The sequence below is a fragment of the Embleya sp. NPDC059237 genome (genome assembly GCF_042754105.1).
Taxonomy (GTDB): domain Bacteria; phylum Actinomycetota; class Actinomycetes; order Streptomycetales; family Streptomycetaceae; genus Embleya.
The window spans coordinates 17617-36969 of the sequence record NZ_JBHZAE010000002.1 but is presented as its reverse complement, the minus strand read 5'-3'; the positions used below and the strand labels follow the sequence as shown (position 1 = coordinate 36969).

Genomic DNA, 19353 nt, shown 5'->3' with positions numbered 1-19353 from the left:
TCCCTGTGCGACGTGATGCGCCCCAGGGGCCCCTGGGGCGCATCACGAAAACCCCCCACCAGCGCACGGATATCCCAATGCGGACCGTGTGCGTGACGGCCACCGCGTGGCACCGGTGGGAGCATCGGGGCGGTGAGCGAATGTGAGGTTCACTGTTGCCAGGCATGCGTTTGGATGGAGCGTGAGCCTCGTGGGCGGCCAGGGGCCCTATGCAAAAGGACGGTTATGCAGCGAATAGGTCTGTACTACCCGTACGTGCATGTTCGGGATGAGAGCTGGATAAAGGCCGCAGCGTTGTACTGGCCGCAGGTCGCGCGCGTGGTGCCGCAGGGCTTTCGGGTCCACGACACGGAGACCGCGTATGCGTTGAAGGACGGCCTCGATTTCCTCGTGGACGTGGATCCTTCGGCGGCGGCCTCGGCAATCGCGCCGGGCTGGTTACGGATCCTGAACGATCACAGCGCGGATCTGCGCCGGCGGTATCTTGCGGGCCCCGGACGCTTGCTTGAGGTCAACGATCCCGGCCACCGTGTGCGCGGTGTGGGTGCTCAGGTGACCGTCGAACCGGCATCCTCGACCGCCCACCTTGCGTTGCCGACCCGGCAGAGGCCGCTCGCCGGTCTGTACTGGAATGAAGTGGATCCGGCGCTGCGCGACGCCCTGTTCGCGTCCGGCCTGGCGGTGGCGACGTCGCGGTCCCGATATACGGACGCGTGGCCGGGGGAGTGGGTCGCCACCGATCCGAGTCTGGCGTGGGCGTACAAGTGCGTGCTCACCCAGGAGTTGGCGCGTCGCACGCGCTTCGCTCCGCTGACCGATCGGGTCGGGGCGCACTCGGCGACGGGAACGTGGGACGACACCCGAATCGCCGAGGTCCTGCTGGGGCAGTCCACGCCCGTGCCGGACCAGGACATCGCGCGGATGGTCGGGCACCTTGCCATCGAACTGGTGGTACCCGCCGACCTGGAGAGCGTTCCGGTCGAGCGGATCATCAAGCTGCGTACCGATCACGGCGCGGAGTTCACGGCGTTCACCAGCGCGGTGGCCGACCTCGCACGGGAACTTGAACCGGCTCTCGGCGGAATCGAGGACCCGCAAGCGCTCCGGCTGTACCTCGACCAGGCGGTGAACAACAGCTTCCGGGAACCGCTGCGGGAACTCCGAGCCGCCCTGCGTGGCGCCCCCATGAAGGCCGCGACCGGCATCATGGGGCTCAGCCTCGTGCCGAGCGGCGCCACCACATACGCCGCGTCCACCGCATTCGGCCAAGGCGCCCTCGCGACCGCTGTCGCAACCGGTGGCACGGTGGCCCTAGGAATGGTCGCGCTCCGTCAAACCACCGCCGCCGCCCGGGATGCCGCCATGGGCAGTTCGCCCGCCGGGTACCTCCTGCGCGCCGAACACGAACTCCCGCCCGTCGCTCTGCTCAAGCGCATTCCCCGCGCACTGGCCCGACTGTCGGGTTCCGGCTTGTAGGTCGACAGGCGAAAGACGGGCGGGTGCCGAGCGGTTGGACGGCCGGGCTTCGCCTCGCCGCCATCCACCGCGCGACAGGCATCCACCGCGTTCAAGCCTTCGGCACGGCGGCCAGGGAGCAGGCCGCCGTGCATCAAGGTGGGATGCCTGGCCCCGGACGTGGTGGCGTTTCAGCGGGAGACGTTGCCGGCAGCGCCGAGATCGGTCATCAGACTCTGTAAGCCCACCGGGTTCGGCGCGTTCGGGAGCGTAAATCGCACGCATGCCCTCCAAATCGATGCGTAGGCTGTCGGTGATCCATGGCACAGTTCGCAAGTTGTTCGGCAACCCGAAGCTGCCCTGGTACCTGCTGGTCGTGATCCTAGAAACCGGGGCAGCCCCGTGAAGCTCACATGGCTCAAGATCGTCAACTCCCAACGCCTGCAGGACCTGGAGATCCGGGTCCGCGAGCACTTGGTGATCGTCGGGGCGAACGACGTGGGCAAGTCGTCGCTGCTGCGCCTACTCAATCTGACGTTCGCGTGCACGGTCGGCCAGCTCTACCAAAGCTTGTCCCGGGCCGACCTTCGCGACCCGATGAGGCCGCTGATAGTCGAGGCGGCCTTCGCCGAACTCACGGGCGAAGAGCGGCGACTCTTCTATCGCGAGATTGATATCGATCCCGAGGACCAAACGACGGCGACCTTGAAGATTCGCCTTGATGTCGAGCCGGTGGACGGTGATCCGGAGGCCATCACCATCCGCCGATGGCTGCCCGGAACCGCGGAGGGTCGGGCACCCACGCGGGACCAAATCGCCGCTCTGGGCTGGCGGTACCTGTCGGCAAACCGCACGGCGGGTGCCTCGCTGTTGGACGGCCCCAACAGCGCGTTGCGCACTCTGCTCGACGCCATCGACATGGGCCCCGAAGCACACCAGTTGACTGGCCTGCTCGATGACTTCAATGAGAAGCTCGGCGTGAGCGAGCGGCTGGGAGAGCTGCGCGGGACTGTAGCGGATCACCTCAGCAAGGCGATGCCGCAGACCGTCACCGCCGATGACCTGGCGATACGCACTCAATCGGATCCCGCCGCTTCCGTCCTCGCGGGTGTTTCGATGTTCTTCAGCCGCAACGGACAGTACGTCCCGCTGATCGAGCAGTCCGACGGGATGCGGCAGTTGGTCGCGATGACGTTGTTCGACCTCGCCGAAGCCGGTGCCAACATCGTCGCGGTAGACGAACCGGAGCTTCATCTGCAGCCCTCGAATCAGCGCAACGTCGCGACACTGTTTGCCTCCGGAGCCAACCAAAAGATCGTGGCGACGCATTCCGCCTACGTCCTTCAGTGTTTCGAACCTGCGCACGTGCTGGTCATCGCCCCCGACGGCAGCGCGCACCAACTGAATGAGAACAGGTTCGACACGATCGAGAAGCTGCGGCTGCAGTGGTGGTCACCGCACCTGCTGGAAGCGCTTACCGCGCGATACGTGATCGCGGTCGAAGGCATCTCGGACCGTCGGATCGTGCAGCGTGCCGCGCGCGTCCTGGGCATCGATCTGGACCGCATCGGTGCGATGGTGTTCACGCTCGACGGCGCGGACAAGTTTCGGCACGTTTACGCTCTCCTGGGCAAGAACGGCTTCGGCGTGTGTGTCCTCGGCCTGGTGGACGAGGCGGAGAAGGGCATCTTCTGCGGGGCCTACGGCGGCAAGCAGTCGATCGTGCTGGGCGACCGCGTGTGGGCCTGCCAAATCGATCTTGAGCACGAGTACTGCACCGCATTGACCGCAACCGGCATGAACGAGCTCCTCGTCGCTGCCAAGGTCTGCCGCGAAGGGGCCCTCCGGGAGGCTTCCGGAGTTGCCGGCGACGACGACCTCACTATTGAGGGCATAGCCCGCTTCTGCCGTAACAACAAGACGGCGGCTGCGGAGGCCGTGAGCGCGTCCTTGACGGCTGAGCAGGTCACAAGGATGCCCGCCGTCAAGGGGATTCTGGAGAAGGTAAGGGAGTTGGCCGCGCGATGAGCATCCCGGTCGAAGCCGACCCAGCCCTGAACCCCGACCCCCACATGCTGGTCATTGCGCCACCAGGCTGTGGCAAGACCGAACTCCTCGCCCGACGCGCGGACTACCTCATCCCACGACTCGGTCCCCACCAGCAGATCCTGGCGTTGACCTTCTCCAATCGGGCCAGACAGAACCTGACGGACAGGCTCATCCGCGCCGTGGGCGCTCAACAATTCCGCCGCCGCGTACATGTCCGAAACTTCCACGGGTACGCGGCGGAGATCATCCGTGCTCACGGACAGACCATCGGCATCGACCCGAAGTTCCCGATGCCCACCCGCAACACACTGACCTGCGCCGTTGCGCGGTACACGGTCGACATGACCAGAGAACAGGCTGCGGACGCCCGAAAGGGCATCGAGTCCGCACTCCGGGAAGCGAAGAGTGACGCACACGATGACGACGCCGTCGGCCGCGAACTCGACCGCATCGGCAACCCTTTCGCCCGTGAGATAGAACGCGACCGTGCCGCGGCCGGCCTGTTTCACTACGACGACCTGCTTCGACATGCACAACGCCTACTGGGCATCGAGGCCGTGGGCGCTCTGTACAGGGCCCACTTCGGAGCGATCCTGGTCGACGAATTCCAGGACCTGTCACCCCAGCAACTCCGTATAGCCTTGGGCAGTTGCACGGAATCGATTACGTGCGTGGGCGATCCGCTGCAGGGCATCTACAGTTGGGCCGGCGCCCGACCCGTGGAGATTGAGGCCGAACTTCGCGTCGTCTGCGGCCCTCCACACCGCCTGACGATGTCGTACCGCTCCTCGCCCGCTGTGTTGGGTGTGGTGAACAAGGTGGCCGTACTGGCCGGTGGCGAGACTCTCGTCGCGGCCCACCCGGAAAACTGGATAGGCGGGGGAGCCGCCGTGGCTCACGTCTTCGACACCGAGGACGAGGAGTCGCAATGGATTGTGGACATCTCCACCAAGATCCTGGACTCGGACCCAACTGCAACGATCGGCGTCATAACCCGGGAGGGCTGGCGCCGCGCTGTCACCGACGAGAAGTTCGGCCACGCTTCGCACTTGCCCCGGCAACGCTGGGACCTCGCCATCGACGACGAGGAAGTGCTGCAACTTCTGCACACCGTCGCCGCGCAGCACCCCAAGGCCGAGGGCGACAACCTGCGCAAGTTCGTTCTGTCTGCAGTCGAACCGTCCGACGTCGAGACCCACGATCGTGTGGCAACGGCGCTGGACACATTCCTCGAACAGGCCGAACTCTTCGGGTCGCCCGCATCGGCACTCAGCCAACTGCGCCCCCCGGAGATGAGCGGATCCTTGCAGCCCGGCGTCCACCTGCTCAATGCGCACACCGGTAAGGGACGCCAATTCGACTGGGTCTTCGTGCCCGGCATCGAGGAATTCCACATCCCCAGTGGACAGTCGAAGCCTGAAGACCTCGCCGAGGAACTGCGCGTGCTGCTCGTCATGCTCTCCCGAGCCCGACACGGCCTCGTGGTTACCGCGGCCAGGTCACGTATATCCAAAAAGGGCAATCCCTATCCGACCACGCCCAGTCGTTGGTGGTGGGCAGTGGCGCAAAGCTGCTCATTGAATGCGGCCACCATGCTTGAACACCTCGATCGACTGACCACCGGGCGTCCGTGATCGCGACCCACTAGTGAGTCGGATGTGCACGATAGGGCAGAGGTCAGTCGCGTCCACGGTGGTTGTCGAGGTCGCGGCGAACACAGCCATCGAGGGCGGTAAAACGCGACGTGATGCGCCCCGGAAGAATCCCGGGGCGCATCACGGAAACCTCCGACCAGTGCACGCATTTGCGCGTACGGCGCGTGCACGACGGTTCCGGCACCCGCCGACATCCGGCGGTATCCCCCGATTTCGCGGCATTGGGAGATCCAAAACGGGACACAGCGCCCCTCTGTGGCATCCCTCGGCACCGTCCCATCGGCACTTACAAAGCAGGGGTGGGTGGTTCGGCTCGTTGGGCCCCCTCGAATCGAGCCCAGTCCGGTCGGGCTGATCGGGCTCCCTCCGGGGCGGCGTGCCGGGTCCTGTTGCGTCGGGCTGTGGCGTACGCGTTGCCCTGAAGCGTGGAGTCGACCAGGTATGGATCCGCCGTTCGCGGGATCGGTCGAGGGTGCCTGGGGCTCACGACAGCTCGGAGTGTCACCCCTCTCATCGCGCGTCAGCGCCGTGAATCGCTGCTTGTGTCAAGAGAAAACAATTCTTGCGCCCGGTCTAGCCAGTGATGTCTCGCGAGCGAAGACTGTCTCGTCAAAGATCAGAATAATGATGTACTGTTCACTCATGACGCAAAACGAATCGGCATCGAGCCTGGTGGCGGTTGTCGCGGGTGAGGTGCGGCGCCATCGCAAGGCGCGGAGGATGAGTGCGCAGCAGCTCGCGGACGCGTGTACGGCGTTGGGTGTGGAGATGCAGCGTGGGGTGTTGGCGAATCTGGAGATCGGGCGGCGCGAGTCGCTTGATGTGACCGAACTGGTGGCCCTGGCTCAGGCGTTGGGTGTGCCGGCGATCAGTCTTCTGTTTCCCGTGGGTGAGGTTGCCACGGTTTCTCCGACACCTGGCGTCGTCGTTGATACGTGGGATGGGCTTGCCGCTTTTACGGGGGAGACGCCGTTGTCCGAGTTGCCGCCCGCGGATTCGCCGCGTGCGCGGCTTGAGGCTTTCCGGCAGCACGCGGTTGCCGTCGAGGCGGCCGTGGCGTCCGGGCGGCTGGCGCACGATCGGCGCCGCCTGGCTACGGTCAACCTCGATCCGGCCGAGCACGAGCGGTTGGGGCAGGTTGCGGCACGGTACGAGCGGCTGGCGTTCGAGGACGTCCTGGCCCTACGGGATCTGCGTGTGCGCATGCGCGATCGGGGCCTGGAGCCGCCCGCGCTTCCCGCCGGACTCGCTCACGTCGACGACGGCGCCGCGACGGAGGCGTCCGGCGCGTGAACGGCTCGCCGCATCAACGCCGTTGAGGTGATGACTCCGAACACGACCGAGTGGCCATCGGGGGCGGAGAACTGTGCCCGCAGAGCTTACGGCGTGCGCGGGGAATCGCCGGCTTGGAGTGGCACCGCCATTCCTGGAGGCGGAGTCGGAGTCGATCACGACAAGGATCCGCATGGCCCGTCAAGTCCGTGTCGACGGACGGCGCGGGTGCTCGACCGGATCGATGAGCGGAAGCTCGGGCGTTTCGAAGGTATGCATCGATAACTGGCCGATGCAAAGAACGACATGTACGGACAGGGGTGGTGGCGATGCGTCATCTGCATCGGACGCGAGTTCGGCCCGAAAGTGCGGAGCGGGACATGGCCGGGGCGGGCTTGTTGGAGGGCGGGTGGTATTCCACCGAGGAGGTTGCGGAGCTGCTGGGGGTGGATCCGTCGACCCTGCGGCGGTGGCGGACCGGGCGGCCGGTGCAGGGGCCGCCGTTCGTGCCGCTCTCGGCGCGGACGACGGTATACAGCGCCGCCGATGTCGAGGCGTGGCTGGCGAGCCGTCGGGTGGATCCGCAGGTGGCCGCCTGATGCCTCCTCGGATACCGCCTGCCGGCATCCCGTTGTCGTCCGACATCGAGTTTTTGAAGGATCGGCCGACGCCGTACCGGGCGCGGTTGCGGTGGGTGGATCCGGTGAGCAGGGAGCGCAGGTCCGCGTCGGAGAGTCTCGATACGGAGGAGGCGGCAGAGGCGTGGATCGAGCGGTTGCGGAGGTTGGCGCTTGCGGGTGTCGATCCCGGGATGGCGACGATGCCCTTGGGCGAATACGGGGACCTGGTGATGGACATGGCGCTGCGCGGTCTGGAGAAGAAGACCACGGACCCGTACATGGCCGGTTGGCGGCTGCGGGTGAAGCCGTATTTGGGCCACCTGCCGGTGCACTCGCTCACCTACGGCGCGGTGGACCGGACCGTGTACGAGTGGATCGAGGACGGGGCCGGTCGCTCGACGATCAAGTGCACCATCGCCGTACTCGTGCGGGTGATGCAGCAGGCACAGCGGGACGGTCTCGTCGAGACGAACCCGGCCCGGATCAGCGGGTGGCAGCACGCGTTTCGCATGGCCGAGGATGAGCTCGACAACCCGCGCGAACTGGCGCTGCGTGACTGGGCCGCGCTCGACACCCTGGCCGACGCCCTTGTCCGGCGCTCACACGGCGACTTCGGCGGCTGGGGCGACGTCGTTCGCTTCGCCGGCTGCACCGCGGCGCGGATCGGGGAGGTGTCCGGGGTTCGGCTCAAGGACATCGACACGCGCGAGTGGATGTGGAACCTGTGCCGGCAGACCACGCCTTCGCCGGGCGGGCTCGTCGACAAGGGCACCAAGGGCAAGCGCCGAAGATGGGTGCCGATCATTCCGCAGGTCCGCCCGCTCGTGCTGCGCCGGATCGCTCTCCTCGGGCCGGAACCCGACCCGATGGCCCGGCTGTTCACCGGGCCGCGCGGAGGACGCATCACCACGGCGGTGCTGCGTGACGCGACGCACTGGGACGAAGTGGTCGCGGGGCTGGGGTACGAGTTCCTGCGCCGGCACGATCTGCGGCACACCGGGCTGACGTGGATGGCCGACGCGGGCATCCCGGTGCATGTGTTGCGGAAGATCGCCGGGCACGGATCGCTGTCGACGACACAGCGATATCTGCACCCCGCGAGGCAGTCGATCATCGACGCCGGAGGGGCGCTCCAGGTGCATCTCGACCCGGCTTGGTCCACAAATGGTCCACAGATGATCTTGAACCGTACAACCAACCTGCGAGTGGTCTAAACCTGCAAGAGGCGCTGACCTGGGCTTTTGCCCCTGTCAGCGCCTCTTGAACACCGTCGGGACGACAGGATTTGAACCTGCGACCCCTTGACCCCCAGTCAAGTGCGCTACCAAGCTGCGCCACGTCCCGGTGTTCGGCTGGCCGAACACGGAAACCATATCGCACTTGGGGGGGTGGTCCGCCACGTGGTTGTTCGGTGGTGTCGGGGGTGGGGAAGGGGCGTGGGTCCGGGAAGATCTTCGGGTGGCTTATCCGGTGAATGTCGATGTCGTGCCCCTCGAGACCTATCCCGATCTGGATGAACTCCAGCGGCTCGGGGTCGGGGCGTTGCTGAGTGACGGGCTCGATGCCGTGGAGGGGTTCGAGGAGGCGGACGGGGTCGGGGTGGATCTGGTGGACCATCGGGTCACGCCCCGGTCGGATGGGGCCGGGGTGTTGTTGTCGGTGGACGCGCCGACACTGGAGGCGGCCGAGCGGACGGCTCGGCAGATCGTGCTCGCGGTGTTGGAGGCCAGCGTGTTGCTCGCGGATTGGCGGGTGGTGCGGAGCGAGGTGCAGCTGCACGACGAGCTCGTGTACGAGAGTTTGCTGGCCGCCGAGGGGCCGGACGCGCCCGCGGAGGATCCGACCATGCGGGCGCGGCGGCCGATGCCGGAGGAGCGGCTGCGGATCGAGCGGCAGGCCGCGGGGGTGCGGGCATTCGGACTCGACGCGTTCGGGTGTGAGCCCGACACCGCGCAGCCCGACGTGCCGGAGGAGAAGGCCCGACTCGCGGCGGGCGCCGTCGCCGCCTCCGTCGGGGTGCTGATCGACCTCCTGTTCACCGACCTCGTCAATCTGCGCGAGGAGGACGGCGCCTCGTTCTTCGTCCTCGACGCGTTGCCGCTGACCGAGGAGGGGTTCGTCCGCCGCTTCGTGGTCGCCGCGGTCACCGTCACCGGGCGGCTCGCCGGTACCGAGTGGGCGCCGCCCGGCTGTTTCGCCGAGGAGATGGCACTGCGGCTGCTGGTGGATCAGGCGGCGTCGCTGCTGGAGCGGCAAGGGCTGTACGACGACGACGTCGAGGCCGCCTTCGTCACCTTCAGCGACGCGGCCTCCGACGACCCCGAGACCGTCGAGCCGCGCCTGTCGGACCCCGGCCCGGAGGAGTGGTTCGACCCCATCGTGCCCGGACGGGCCGTCCACGGATATCTGAGAGCGAACCGACATGAGTGGTGAGCCCGACCCCGGGGCACGACGCGCGGGCCGGGGCGGCGGCGACGTCCTCGGCCCCGCCGCCGTGGACCGCGCCGTGTGGACTCGCGTACACGGCGTCGAGGACGCGCCCCTGGACCTGATGACCGCCCGCTTCCGGCGGCACCGCTACGCCCCGCACGCGCACGAGGAGTACGCGATCGGCGTCTGCGTCGAGGGCATCGAGCAGATCAACTACCGAGGTGCCGTACACCGCTCCGGCCCCGGGGCGGTGGTCGTCGCCGAGCCGGGCGAGACGCACACCGGTGGGCCGGGCGTCCCCGAGGGGTACGCCTATCGGGTCTTCTACCCCTCCACCACCCTGGTCGGCGAGGACCTGCCCGGCCCCGCGCCGCACTTCCCGTCGCTGATCGTCGCCGACCCGGCGCTCGCCGCCGAGATGGTCGCCGTACACGTGCACCTGACCACCGGCGGTGACGCCTTCGAGGGCGAGTCCCGGCTCGTGGAGGTGCTGCGCGCCCTCGTCGGCCGACACGCGGTCCGTGAACAGGCGCGCCGCCGTACCTCGCCGGACGCCGCCCGGGTGGCCCGCGCCGTTCGGGAACGGCTGGCCGACCAGCTCGTCGAGCCGCCGTCGCTGAGCGAGCTGGCGGCCGGGATCGGCCTGTCCCGCTACCAGACCCTGCGCGCCTTCCGCGACGTGGCGGGCCTGCCCCCGTACGCCTGGCTCGCCCAGCACCGCGTCGCCCGCGCCCAGGAGCTCCTGGCCCGCGGGATGACGCCCGCCGGGGCCGCCCTGGCCGTCGGCTTCGCGGACCAGGCGCATCTGGGCCGGTGGTTTCGCCGCGTACTCGGCGTCACGCCCGCCGGCTACCGCAGCAGCGTGCTGCGCGACAGCGTGCTGTGCAACAACGTTCTAGACCGATCGGCCCCGTGTGGTTGATCATCCTTTTCGATCCAGAGATTGAGGGGACACGGCCGTGAGTCGTCGTGGAGCGTTGTTGTTCGCGTGCATGTGCGTGATCTGGGGGATCCCGTACCTGCTGATCAAGGTCGCGGTGGACGAGGTGTCGCCGGGCGTGCTGGTGTTCGCGCGTACCGGGCTCGGCGCCCTGCTGCTGCTGCCGTTCGCGCTGCGCGGCGGGGGGATGCGCGGGCTGGCCCCGTACAAGTGGCCGCTGCTCGTCTTCGCGGTGACCGAGTTCGTCGGGCCGTGGTGGATGCTCTCGGACGCCGAGCGGCGGCTGTCCAGCTCGACCACCGGGCTGCTGATCGCGTCCGTGCCGATCTTCGGGGCGGTACTGGTCTACCTGGCCGGCGGCACCGAGCGTATGGGGCCGGTGCGGTGGGCCGGGCTCGCGATCGGGTTCGGCGGGGTCGCGGTATTGGCCGGGCCGACGCTGGGCGGCGGCGACCCCTGGGCGGCGGTCGAGGTATTGGCCACGGCCCTGTGCTACGCGGGCGCGGCGCTGGTGGCAGAGCGCCGGCTCAAGGACGTGCCGAGCCTGCCGATGACCGTGGTCTGCCTCGGCTTCACCGCGCTGGTGTACACACCGCTCGCCGCCGTGCAGTGGCCCGCGCACGTGCCGGGCGGTAAGGCGCTCGGGGCGATCGGCGTACTGGCCCTGGTGTGCACGGCGATCGCGATGGTGATCTTCTTCGAACTGGTCCGCGAGGTCGGCGCGGCCCGCGCCACGGTCATCACGTACGTCAACCCGGCGGTGGCGGTGGCGGCCGGCGTGCTGATCCTGGACGAGACGTTCACCCTCGCGATCGGCGCGTCGTTCGTCCTGATCCTGGGCGGGGCGGTACTGGCCACCCGCAAGAACGCCGCGCCGATTGCCGGGGAGACCGAGGCGGCCGAGGCGGCCGAGGCGACGACCACGACCGACGAACTGCCCGGAGCCATGGACGCCTCGACGCAGAGCAGCTGACCCCCGGTCGGTGGAAGGCGCGCCTGCCCCCGTCCCCGGAAGCCCTCGCCCCATCACAACCCATCGGTAACAAACGCCCGTTCCCCTCGGACACCGCCCGACCCCGCGTGGCATCGTGGCGGGATGACGAGCCATGGGGGAATGGATCCGCACCCGAGCGGCACCGGCCGAAGGCACCGCTCACGCCGGCCCACCGAAGCCGAACTGCGCGCCGTGATCGAGCCGTTGGCCCGGATCGAACGGCTGCCCACCTCGCCCGGCGAGCGGGAGGCCGCACACCGGATAGCCGACCTGCTGCGCACACTGGGCGCGACCGACGCCGCGGTCGAGGAGGAGCCGGCGTACACCTCCTACGCGCGCCCGATCGGCACCCTCACCGCCCTGGCCACCGCCGCCGGCCTGCTCGCAGGCCGCTCCCGCCTCGCCGCGACGGCGGTCGCGACCGCCGCCACCGTGGGCATCGCGGACGACATCTCCTACCGGCGCCAATACGCCCGCAGGGCCCTCGGCGGTCGCCGGCGCAGCGCCCACAACGTGGTCGCCTCCGTGGGCGACCCGGACGCGCCACGCACCCTCGTGGTGACCGCGCACCACGACGCGGCGCCCACCGGCGCGGTGTTCGACGAACGAGCCGCACGCCGGCTCGCCACCCGCTACCCGCACCTGCTCGACCGGGTGAACGAGAATCCGCCGCTGTGGTGGCCGGTCGTCGCCGGTCCGGCCCTGATCGCGCTCGGCGCGGCCACCGGCGCCAAGAGCCTGCGCCGCGCCGGCATCGGCCTCGCCGCCCTGTCCACCGCCGCGTTCACCCAGATCGGCCGCAGCCGTGCGGTCCCCGGCGCCAACGACAACCTGTCCGGGGTGGCCGTACTGGTCGCCCTCGCCCGCACACTGCGCGACGAACCCATCGACGGCGTCAGGGTGTTGCTCGTCTCCGCCGGCGCCGAGGAGGCCCTGCAGGAAGGCATCCGCGGCTTCGCCCGTCGACACTTCCCCGACCTGGATCGCGAACGCACCTGGTTCCTGAACGTCGACACCGTCGGCTCCGGAAACCTCGTACTCCTCGAAGCCGAGGGCCCGTTGCGCATGGAGCCCTACGACGTCCCGTTCAACAACCTGCTCTCCGAGTGCGCCACCCGCAACGACATCAAGGTCCTGACCGGCCTGCGCTCACGCAGTTCCACCGACGGCGTGGTGCCCAACCGGCACGGTTACCCCACAGCGACGCTGGTCTCCATCGACGACCAGAAGCTGATCCCGCACTACCACCTGCACACCGACCTGCCCGAACACGTCGACTACGACTGCGTCGCCGACGCCTGCGCCCTGGCCGAAGCCGCCGCCCGGGCGCTGGCGCCGGAGCAGCCCGAATAGGCACCGACCCGCATACGCAGACGCCTCGCCCCACACACACCCGCCTCGCCCCCACACACGCCTCGCGCCCGATGCCGAAACCACCGACACCGGGCGCGAGTCGACGCACCATCACCTCGAAGTTCCGGCTACGAACGCTCGAACAACTCCTCCCACAACCGCTCCAGCTGGTCCAAGAAGTCGTTGCCCGTACTCGGATGCACGCGCAGCACCTGCGGATCGTGATCGCTCGCCTGGTCCGCGAACGCCGCGTTCACGTGCACGATGTCGTACTCGAACCGGCTGAGCCGAGGGCTGGTCAAAATGTGGTCGAGCATCTGGCTGTTGCCGTTGAACACGTACCCCCACCGCTCGTTCGCCGGCAGCGTGTCGACCATCGTGCGCAGCGCCCCGCCGTCGGTGAGCGTCTTCAGCGTCGGGGAGAACGCGAAGTCGTTCAGGTCGCCCAGGAGCACCAGGTTCGCCCGCGGGTCGGAGCGGAGCAGTTCGTCCACGAAGCCGCGCAGCACCTTCGCCTGCGCCACCCGCTGCACCTCGGAACCGCGCGTCGGCGGCTGGAATCGGCTGTCCAGCGCCTGGTCGCCGCCCTTGGAGGCGAAGTGGTTCGCGATCACGAACACGGTCTTGCCACGGAAGCGGAACTCGCCCGCGAGCGGCTTGCGGCTGTTGTCCCACGCCGCGTCCGTCGGCGCCACCCGGCCCGGAGACTGGGTCAGTTGGGTACGTCCGAGCCAGTCCTTGCGCACACCCACCGCGCTGGTCGAGCCGCCGCCGGGACGGTCCACGAACTCCACGCGCGTAGCGTCGAAGAGGAACGCGGTGCGGATGTTCCCGCCCGGCTGGCCGCCGTCCTTGCCGTCGACCGGCTCGATCGAACGCCACGAATAGGCGGGCCCGCCCGCGGCCTTGATCGCCGCGACCAACTGGTCCAGGGTCTGATTCGCGGCCACCACACCGTCGTTGGTGGGTCCGCTGTTGTCCTGGATCTCCTCCAGGGCCACCACGTCGGGCGTCGAGAGGTTGGTGACGATGCCCTTCGCGAGGCGGTCGAACTTGGCCTGCGGGTCCTTGGGGGAGAGGTTCTCCACGTTGTAGGTGGCGACCGCGAGTTCGGAGTTCTTCTGATCCCGCGTGGTCTCCGGCGTCAACGTGCCCTTGGCCACCTTGCCCAGGGTCGTCGCGGCCAGCGTGTACCCGCCGAACTGGTCGTAGGTGAGCGGGCCCGTGGTCTCGCCGGAGAGCGTGTCGCCGACGTTCGCCTGCGGGAACGGCTCCTGGGAGAACGGGATCAGCGAGGAGACCTTGATCCGACCGCTGTTCTGCGCGTCGTAGCCGGCGTACAGCGTGCCGCCCTGCGCGGTCGGGTTCTGTGTCGGCTCGACGGTGACCCACAACTCGCCGTGCGTGTTGCTCGGGCCGACCACACGCGAGTCGGCTACGCGCGTCAATTGGCCTTCGAGCGACTCGTACAGGTCCAGCGCGTACTTCGTCGGCTCCAGCGGCAGCGCCTCGATCGACGGCGCCCCAACGGGCACGTACGCATCCGGTACGGAGGCCGCGTCGAGCAGCACGGGGGCGGGCAGCGCCTGACCCGACGCGTCGATCACCCAGGTGGCGTCGGCGAGTTGGGTCAACGACTGGCCGCCGATGTCCGCGCCGCCGGGGTAGAACTCGTCGACCCGACCGGTCACCTTCACCGCGTCGCCGACCGCGACCTTCGGCGTCACCGAACCGGTGAACACGAACAGCCCCTCGGACGTGCGGGGATCGTCGTCCGCCTGGGTGTCCTGGAACCAAAAGCCGCGCGCGGAACCGAAACCGCGAACACCGGTGACCACACCGGGCACGCTCGTCACCCGCGCGCCCTTCTTCGGCGACACCCGCGTGGTGCCCTGGATGTCGTGGATCCGCGCACTGGTCGGCTCCGGCTCGCCACCGCCGGGGTCGGTCGGACCCTGCCCGTGCGCGTTGAGCGGCGTCGGCGCGCCCGCCGCGAAGTCGGCGCCGTTGTCGTCGGTGTCCGCGAGCGCCGAAGTACGGGCCACAGACGTCGAGTTCGTGGCGGGGGCCGTCGGGGTGCCCTCGCGGACCACCGCGTCGCCGTAGCCGACCACATCCACGACCCGGCCGTCCGCGAGGCAGTCCGCGGCGGTCAGGCAGGTGAGCGCGGTGGTGCCGCGGACCAGGGCGACGGTGCCGGCGGTCCCGGACATGTTGATCGAGCCCGCCGCGTCCGGGGCGGGCAGCGCGACGGTGCCGCCTGCGCCCTTGGCCTCGCCGATCAGGTACCGGCCGCCCGGCGCCACCGAGCCGGTCAGCGCGGTGACCTGCCAGGCCGAGGTCGGCTTGGGCGCGGCCGGGAGGTACTGCACGCTCCAACCGTCGACCGCGACCGCGGCCGAACCCTTGTTGGCCAACTCGACGAAGTCGTTGGTCAGGGTCGCGCCGGTGTTGCCGCCACCGCCGTACACCTCGGCGAGCAGTACGTCCACGGCCGGCGCCGCGACGGCCGGAGCGGGCGCGACGACGAGCGCGGTGCCGGCGAGGGCGCCGGCCACGGTCGTGGCCACGACACCGATTCGGCGCCGCGACCCCGACGCGGATCGTCGTCGAGACGATTGCTGACGGAATGTCACCCAGAGCCTCCGAAGTGGGAAAGGGACAGGTTCGGGACATTCTCCGGACTCAGGGTGAACGGCGTCCATCGTTTGGGCGGCCCGAAGAGGGCCAAGGTTCACCCGGCGCCCGAATCTTTTCCGCCCGACCCCTTCGGGCCCGTCGGCCTTCGCACAACGACGCACCATGCACCAAGCACCAAGCACCAAGCACCAAGCACCAAGCAACACACAGCGCAGCACGCGGCGTGTAGCAGCAGCCGGCACGTATCGACATCTGTGCGACGCCCGCGCGCCGCTTCGGAGATGGAGGCGGGATTCGAACCCGCGTACACGGTTTTGCGGACCGCTGCCTTGCCTCTCGGCCACTCCATCGGGACTACGAGGTGGAGACGGGATTCGAACCCGCGTGAACGGCTTTGCAGGCCGCTGCCTAACCTCTCGGCCACTCCACCGGGCCTTTGTTCTCTCAGCCTTTGTTGCTCCCCAACCTCGTTGCCACCCACCACCGTTGCCCCCGGCCGGGCGATCCGTCGGTCCTCCGCACCGGATCGCCCGGACCCTACGGGGCTGCGCCGCCGGCCCCCTCCGTCCGGCGACGCATCCTCGAACCGGTCCCGCACCTCGGGATCCCCGTCACGCACGCGTCCCGACGTGCGCAGATCCCACAGGACCGACACCGACCCGACCGAAGCCGGCCCGGCGAACCCCACGAACTCCGTGAATTCCACAAACTCCGTGAATTCCACGAACTCCGTGAACTCGACGAACTCCACGAACTCCGCGAGTTCGACGTACCATTCGACGCACCGTCCGGTTCACCGTCCGGCTCACCCCAACGCGGCCCGATCGTGCGCCGACGCCCACTGCGCGGCGGTCGGCGACTCCGGCGACTCGGGGAATCGCCGCCGCCGGCTCTCCGCCAGCACCGCGAGATCCGTGGTCTCCCGGAACTCCGGCCGGCTGTACAGGTCACGCGCGTATCCCCACAGGTGGGGGTAGTCCACCAGCGTGCGTCCGTCCTCGGCGATCGCCGCCCGGTACGTCTCGGTGAAGCGCACCAGCTTCACCCAGAACCGGATGTCCGAGATGGTCAGCCGATCCCCGAACAGGTAGCGCTTGTCGGCCAGATGCGCGTCCGAGCGCTCCAGGGTGTGGATCGTCTCGCCCTCCTCCGACGTCCACAGCCCGCCCTTGCGCGCGGCGGTGGCGAAGTCGGTATCGGTGATGTCGATCGCTTCGCGCAGATCCTCCGGATACAGGTCCGCGGCCTGCTCGCCGACCAATTCCGGGAAGGCGACGGCGAGATCGTTCGGGATCACGTCGTAGGCGTTGGACACGATCCGCTGCGTCTCGCGATCCCACAACGTCGGCACCGAGATGTGCCCCGCGTACCCGGGCACGGTCGCCTCGTACGCCTCCCGCAGCAGGGTGAACCCGTTCACCGGATCCGGGCCGAACCGCTCCCGGAACGCCCAGCCCCGGGCGTCGCGTTCCTCGTCCACGTACGACGCGCCGACGATCCCGGTGAGACCGCGCGCATGTCGTACGATCGCGACGATGTGCGCCCATGGGCAACCATGCGCCAGGTACACGTGATATCGCCCGGCCTCCGCCGGGAACTCGGCATCACCGATCGCACCGACGAACGGATACTCCGGGTTCGTCGCGCTGTACGGTCCGTAGCGGTCGACGTCGACGGGACTCGCATAACCGAGTTGTGTGGTCACTGACTTGCTCCTGTCACGAGTTCCAACCGATCGCCGCTCGGCGCACCGGGTCGCCTCCCGGTCCGGGCCCCGGTCCGGTCGGCGGCGCCGTCGACCGCCCGCTCCGCCGTCGGATCGACGGTCCGTACATGATCCAATACGTTCCGGGCCAAGGCATCGTTGACCCGGAACGACGGTGCGTCGAAGCGCGGCCGGGAGAACCCCGCGCTCCCGGCACCGCCTGCCACGCCGTGCCCCACCGCGAACCGGTCCGGGTGTACCGCGCCCCGCGCGTCGACCAACCTGCGGTCGCCGGCCCGGGTCGCCAGTCGCCCGCTCGGATCCGCCGACGCGTCGCCGCGCGCGGCCAGCCGGCGCAGCAGCGCGTCCCGGGTGCGGGCGAGCGAGGGCTCGGGCAACCGGGCCTCCACCAGCGCCCGGGTCCGCACCCGCGCCGTCGGCACGGTCGGGCTCGACGCCCACCACCCACCCGCCTCCTCGTCGGCGGTGATCGTCACATCCTCGCCCAGGAAACGCACCACGCCGGCCCGGGCCAACGCCAACATCTCCTCCAGACGCGGCCCCGGTGGACCACTGGCCAGATAGCTGAAAAAGCCGAGCAGCCTTGGCAGTTGCGCCAAAGACTGGGCACCGCCCTCGCCCCCGTCCTGGAGCCGCAGCAGCACCCCGTACACGCTCAACAACGCGTGTATCACCGCCAGATCCTGGCTGTACCCGGAATCGTGCCGGCGGGCCAAGTCGCCCTCGATGTGCGTGAACATCCAGTCCTGCAACGTGCCTTCGTCGGCGAACCGACGTCCCTGTACCGGCCGATCCAACCGCTCCGGGTCGAACCGGTCGGCCGGATCCGGCACCGCGCGCGCGACCACCTCGTCCGGATCCTCGGCCGCCTCGAACTCCGCGTCGAACTCGGCCCAGTCCATCGTGGTGCGCTCGCGGTGCGCGGTGAACAGTCGGTGGTAGTGCGCGCCGGCCAACTCCCGGAGGATCAACGGCCACAGGTCCGTCGCCTCCCGCGCCGCCGCCACGGTGAAGTGCCGGGGGAGCGGCGGCCGTTCGCCCGACCAGGCATAGCCGGTCTTGGACCGGTACGGCACCCCGCGCCGCGACGCCGCCAGCAACAGCGGCTCACGCCCCGACGGCCGGTAGTGCAACACACCCTCCGCGTCGCGCTCGAACGCACCGCCGCGTCCGTGGCTGAGCCGCACCATCAGATCGACGAACGCCAACCCGATCCCGCGCACCAGTACCGGCTCGCCGGGGCGCAGCGCGTCCAGGTCGAGGTCGGCGGTGTAGCCCGTCGGGATGTAGGCAAGCCCGTGCCGGCGGGCGAACCTGATTTGCTCGCGCTCGTCCGGCGAGGGTTCGACGTCCAGATGACCCTGGGCCATTATCACCGCGTCCACCTGGAGCGGTGGCCTGCGCCCGGCCAGGTGCACCCGCTGGCGACGCGGTCCGTCGGTGACGTCCACCACCACCGTCTGGTGCACCAACACCCGTACGTTCGCCGGCGCCCCCGCCACCGATGCCCGAAAGAACCAGGCCAGGTAGGCGCTCAGCAACGGCCGGGACGGAAACGACGTCGGCGTGCAGGCAGCCAACTCGACTGCAAACGGCGCCAGTTCGTCGGAACCGCGACCCTCGTCCAACTCCCGGGCGCGGTCCGCGGCCCACTCGGCCAGCGAGGGTCCCGGCCGGATCGGCCCCTCGATCGTGGATGCCTCGTCGGTGAACAGGGTGATGTCGGCGGCCAACGAATTCGCCCACAGCAGCGGCGACTGGGCCCGCCGCCACACCCGACCCGCACCCGGTGGGTAGGGGTCGACGACGTGTATGTGCAGCGGGCGGTCGCCGAGGAGTTCGGGCACGTTGGCCAACAGGCGTTCGAGCACGGACGCGCCGCCCGGACCGGCGCCGACGATGCAGACGGCGACGGGGCGGAGGCGGCCGGACGGATGGTCGGGCATGGCTCTCCCCTCGTGGGGCACAGCAGGAGTACACGAACCGGCGCGCCGGCGTCCGGACGACGGGACGCCACGTGGCGGCGGTTCGATCGGGTGGGAATCCGGCGGGAATCGGGTGAGAGGGGCCTTGCGCCACAAGGCCGGGTGCGCAACCCGGGCGGGAGCTCAGGAGTCCTCGGGGCGGCACCGCGAACGGCGGCGCACGGTCATACCGAGGAGCGCGGCGGCGAGGTCAGCCGCGCGGACGACACAGCCCGCCGGCCACACGACACAGGT

The 19353-nt window shown here is 69.2% G+C and carries 13 protein-coding genes and 3 tRNA genes; 10 read left to right on the top strand and 6 right to left on the bottom strand.

Going from position 1 to position 19353, the window contains the following annotated elements; translation table 11 throughout:
* The first annotated feature begins 225 nt into the window (after positions 1 to 225).
* The 6 genes from ACFXKZ_RS07230 to ACFXKZ_RS07205 all read left to right on the top strand — a co-directional run bounded on the left by ACFXKZ_RS07230 (position 226) and on the right by ACFXKZ_RS07205 (position 8265).
* Positions 226 to 1476, top strand: a complete 1251-nt coding sequence (locus ACFXKZ_RS07230; protein ID WP_379997396.1) for a DUF6236 family protein — start codon at positions 226 to 228, stop codon at positions 1474 to 1476.
* A 381-nt stretch (positions 1477 to 1857) separates the two neighbouring features.
* Positions 1858 to 3483 (top strand): ATP-dependent endonuclease, encoded by a 1626-nt coding sequence (locus ACFXKZ_RS07225; protein WP_379997394.1) that lies wholly within the window; start codon positions 1858 to 1860, stop codon positions 3481 to 3483.
* Positions 3480 to 5138: a UvrD-helicase domain-containing protein gene (locus ACFXKZ_RS07220; protein ID WP_379997392.1), complete on the top strand. Its 1659-nt coding sequence runs from the start codon at positions 3480 to 3482 to the stop codon at positions 5136 to 5138. Before ACFXKZ_RS07225 ends, ACFXKZ_RS07220 begins: the two co-directional genes overlap by 4 nt.
* Positions 5139 to 5801: 663 nt before the next feature.
* Complete coding sequence (locus tag ACFXKZ_RS07215) at positions 5802 to 6452, top strand: helix-turn-helix domain-containing protein (RefSeq protein ID WP_379997390.1); 651 nt, start codon at positions 5802 to 5804, stop codon at positions 6450 to 6452.
* A 359-nt stretch (positions 6453 to 6811) separates the two neighbouring features.
* Positions 6812 to 7030: a helix-turn-helix transcriptional regulator gene (locus ACFXKZ_RS07210; protein WP_379997388.1), complete on the top strand. Its 219-nt coding sequence runs from the start codon at positions 6812 to 6814 to the stop codon at positions 7028 to 7030.
* Complete coding sequence (locus tag ACFXKZ_RS07205; protein ID WP_379997386.1) at positions 7030 to 8265, top strand: tyrosine-type recombinase/integrase; 1236 nt, start codon at positions 7030 to 7032, stop codon at positions 8263 to 8265. Before ACFXKZ_RS07210 ends, ACFXKZ_RS07205 begins: the two co-directional genes overlap by 1 nt.
* Positions 8266 to 8321: 56 nt before the next feature.
* Here ACFXKZ_RS07205 and ACFXKZ_RS07200 read toward each other — a convergent pair.
* Positions 8322 to 8395, bottom strand: a tRNA-Pro gene (locus ACFXKZ_RS07200).
* A 141-nt stretch (positions 8396 to 8536) separates the two neighbouring features.
* On the opposite strand from ACFXKZ_RS07200, the gene ACFXKZ_RS07195 reads away from it, so the two are divergent.
* The 4 genes from ACFXKZ_RS07195 to ACFXKZ_RS07180 all read left to right on the top strand — a co-directional run bounded on the left by ACFXKZ_RS07195 (position 8537) and on the right by ACFXKZ_RS07180 (position 12768).
* The gene (locus tag ACFXKZ_RS07195) at positions 8537 to 9484 is read left to right on the top strand and encodes a hypothetical protein (RefSeq protein ID WP_379997385.1); all 948 of its coding nucleotides are present in this window, start codon (positions 8537 to 8539) and stop codon (positions 9482 to 9484) included.
* A 118-nt stretch (positions 9485 to 9602) separates the two neighbouring features.
* Positions 9603 to 10403, top strand: a complete 801-nt coding sequence (locus ACFXKZ_RS07190; protein WP_379998655.1) for a helix-turn-helix domain-containing protein — start codon at positions 9603 to 9605, stop codon at positions 10401 to 10403.
* 37 nt (positions 10404 to 10440) lie between these two features.
* Positions 10441 to 11394 (top strand): DMT family transporter, encoded by a 954-nt coding sequence (locus tag ACFXKZ_RS07185; protein WP_379997383.1) that lies wholly within the window; start codon positions 10441 to 10443, stop codon positions 11392 to 11394.
* Positions 11395 to 11517: 123 nt separating this feature from the next.
* Positions 11518 to 12768, top strand: a complete 1251-nt coding sequence (locus tag ACFXKZ_RS07180) for a M28 family peptidase (protein ID WP_379997381.1) — start codon at positions 11518 to 11520, stop codon at positions 12766 to 12768.
* Positions 12769 to 12896: 128 nt separating this feature from the next.
* On the opposite strand, the gene ACFXKZ_RS07175 is transcribed toward ACFXKZ_RS07180, so the two are convergent.
* From ACFXKZ_RS07175 to ACFXKZ_RS07155, 5 genes are all read right to left on the bottom strand, one after another.
* The gene (locus ACFXKZ_RS07175; RefSeq protein WP_379997379.1) at positions 12897 to 15338 is read right to left on the bottom strand and encodes an endonuclease/exonuclease/phosphatase family protein; all 2442 of its coding nucleotides are present in this window, start codon (positions 15336 to 15338) and stop codon (positions 12897 to 12899) included.
* Positions 15339 to 15687: 349 nt separating this feature from the next.
* Positions 15688 to 15758 (bottom strand) — tRNA-Cys (locus tag ACFXKZ_RS07170).
* A gap of 9 nt (positions 15759 to 15767) precedes the next feature.
* A tRNA-Cys gene (locus ACFXKZ_RS07165) sits at positions 15768 to 15838 on the bottom strand.
* A 375-nt stretch (positions 15839 to 16213) separates the two neighbouring features.
* Positions 16214 to 17113 (bottom strand): glutathione S-transferase C-terminal domain-containing protein, encoded by a 900-nt coding sequence (locus tag ACFXKZ_RS07160; RefSeq protein ID WP_379997377.1) that lies wholly within the window; start codon positions 17111 to 17113, stop codon positions 16214 to 16216.
* Complete coding sequence (locus tag ACFXKZ_RS07155) at positions 17110 to 19080, bottom strand: FAD/NAD(P)-binding protein (protein ID WP_379997375.1); 1971 nt, start codon at positions 19078 to 19080, stop codon at positions 17110 to 17112. The genes ACFXKZ_RS07160 and ACFXKZ_RS07155 overlap by 4 nt, the downstream gene beginning before the upstream one ends.
* Positions 19081 to 19353: the final 273 nt, after the last annotated feature.

What these genes read in the sequence shown, in the direction of transcription:
- ACFXKZ_RS07190 (WP_379998655.1), top strand. Translation starts at nt 9,603, where the DNA reads ATGACCGCCCGCTTCCGGCGGCACCGCTACGCCCCGCACGCGCACGAG.
- ACFXKZ_RS07215 (WP_379997390.1), top strand. Translation starts at nt 5,802, where the DNA reads ATGACGCAAAACGAATCGGCATCGAGCCTGGTGGCGGTTGTCGCGGGT.
- ACFXKZ_RS07210 (WP_379997388.1), top strand. Translation starts at nt 6,812, where the DNA reads ATGGCCGGGGCGGGCTTGTTGGAGGGCGGGTGGTATTCCACCGAGGAG.
- ACFXKZ_RS07220 (WP_379997392.1), top strand. Translation starts at nt 3,480, where the DNA reads ATGAGCATCCCGGTCGAAGCCGACCCAGCCCTGAACCCCGACCCCCAC.
- ACFXKZ_RS07230 (WP_379997396.1), top strand. Translation starts at nt 226, where the DNA reads ATGCAGCGAATAGGTCTGTACTACCCGTACGTGCATGTTCGGGATGAG.
- ACFXKZ_RS07180 (WP_379997381.1), top strand. Translation starts at nt 11,518, where the DNA reads ATGACGAGCCATGGGGGAATGGATCCGCACCCGAGCGGCACCGGCCGA.
- ACFXKZ_RS07205 (WP_379997386.1), top strand. Translation starts at nt 7,030, where the DNA reads ATGCCTCCTCGGATACCGCCTGCCGGCATCCCGTTGTCGTCCGACATC.
- ACFXKZ_RS07155 (WP_379997375.1), bottom strand. Translation starts at nt 19,080, where the DNA reads ATGCCCGACCATCCGTCCGGCCGCCTCCGCCCCGTCGCCGTCTGCATC.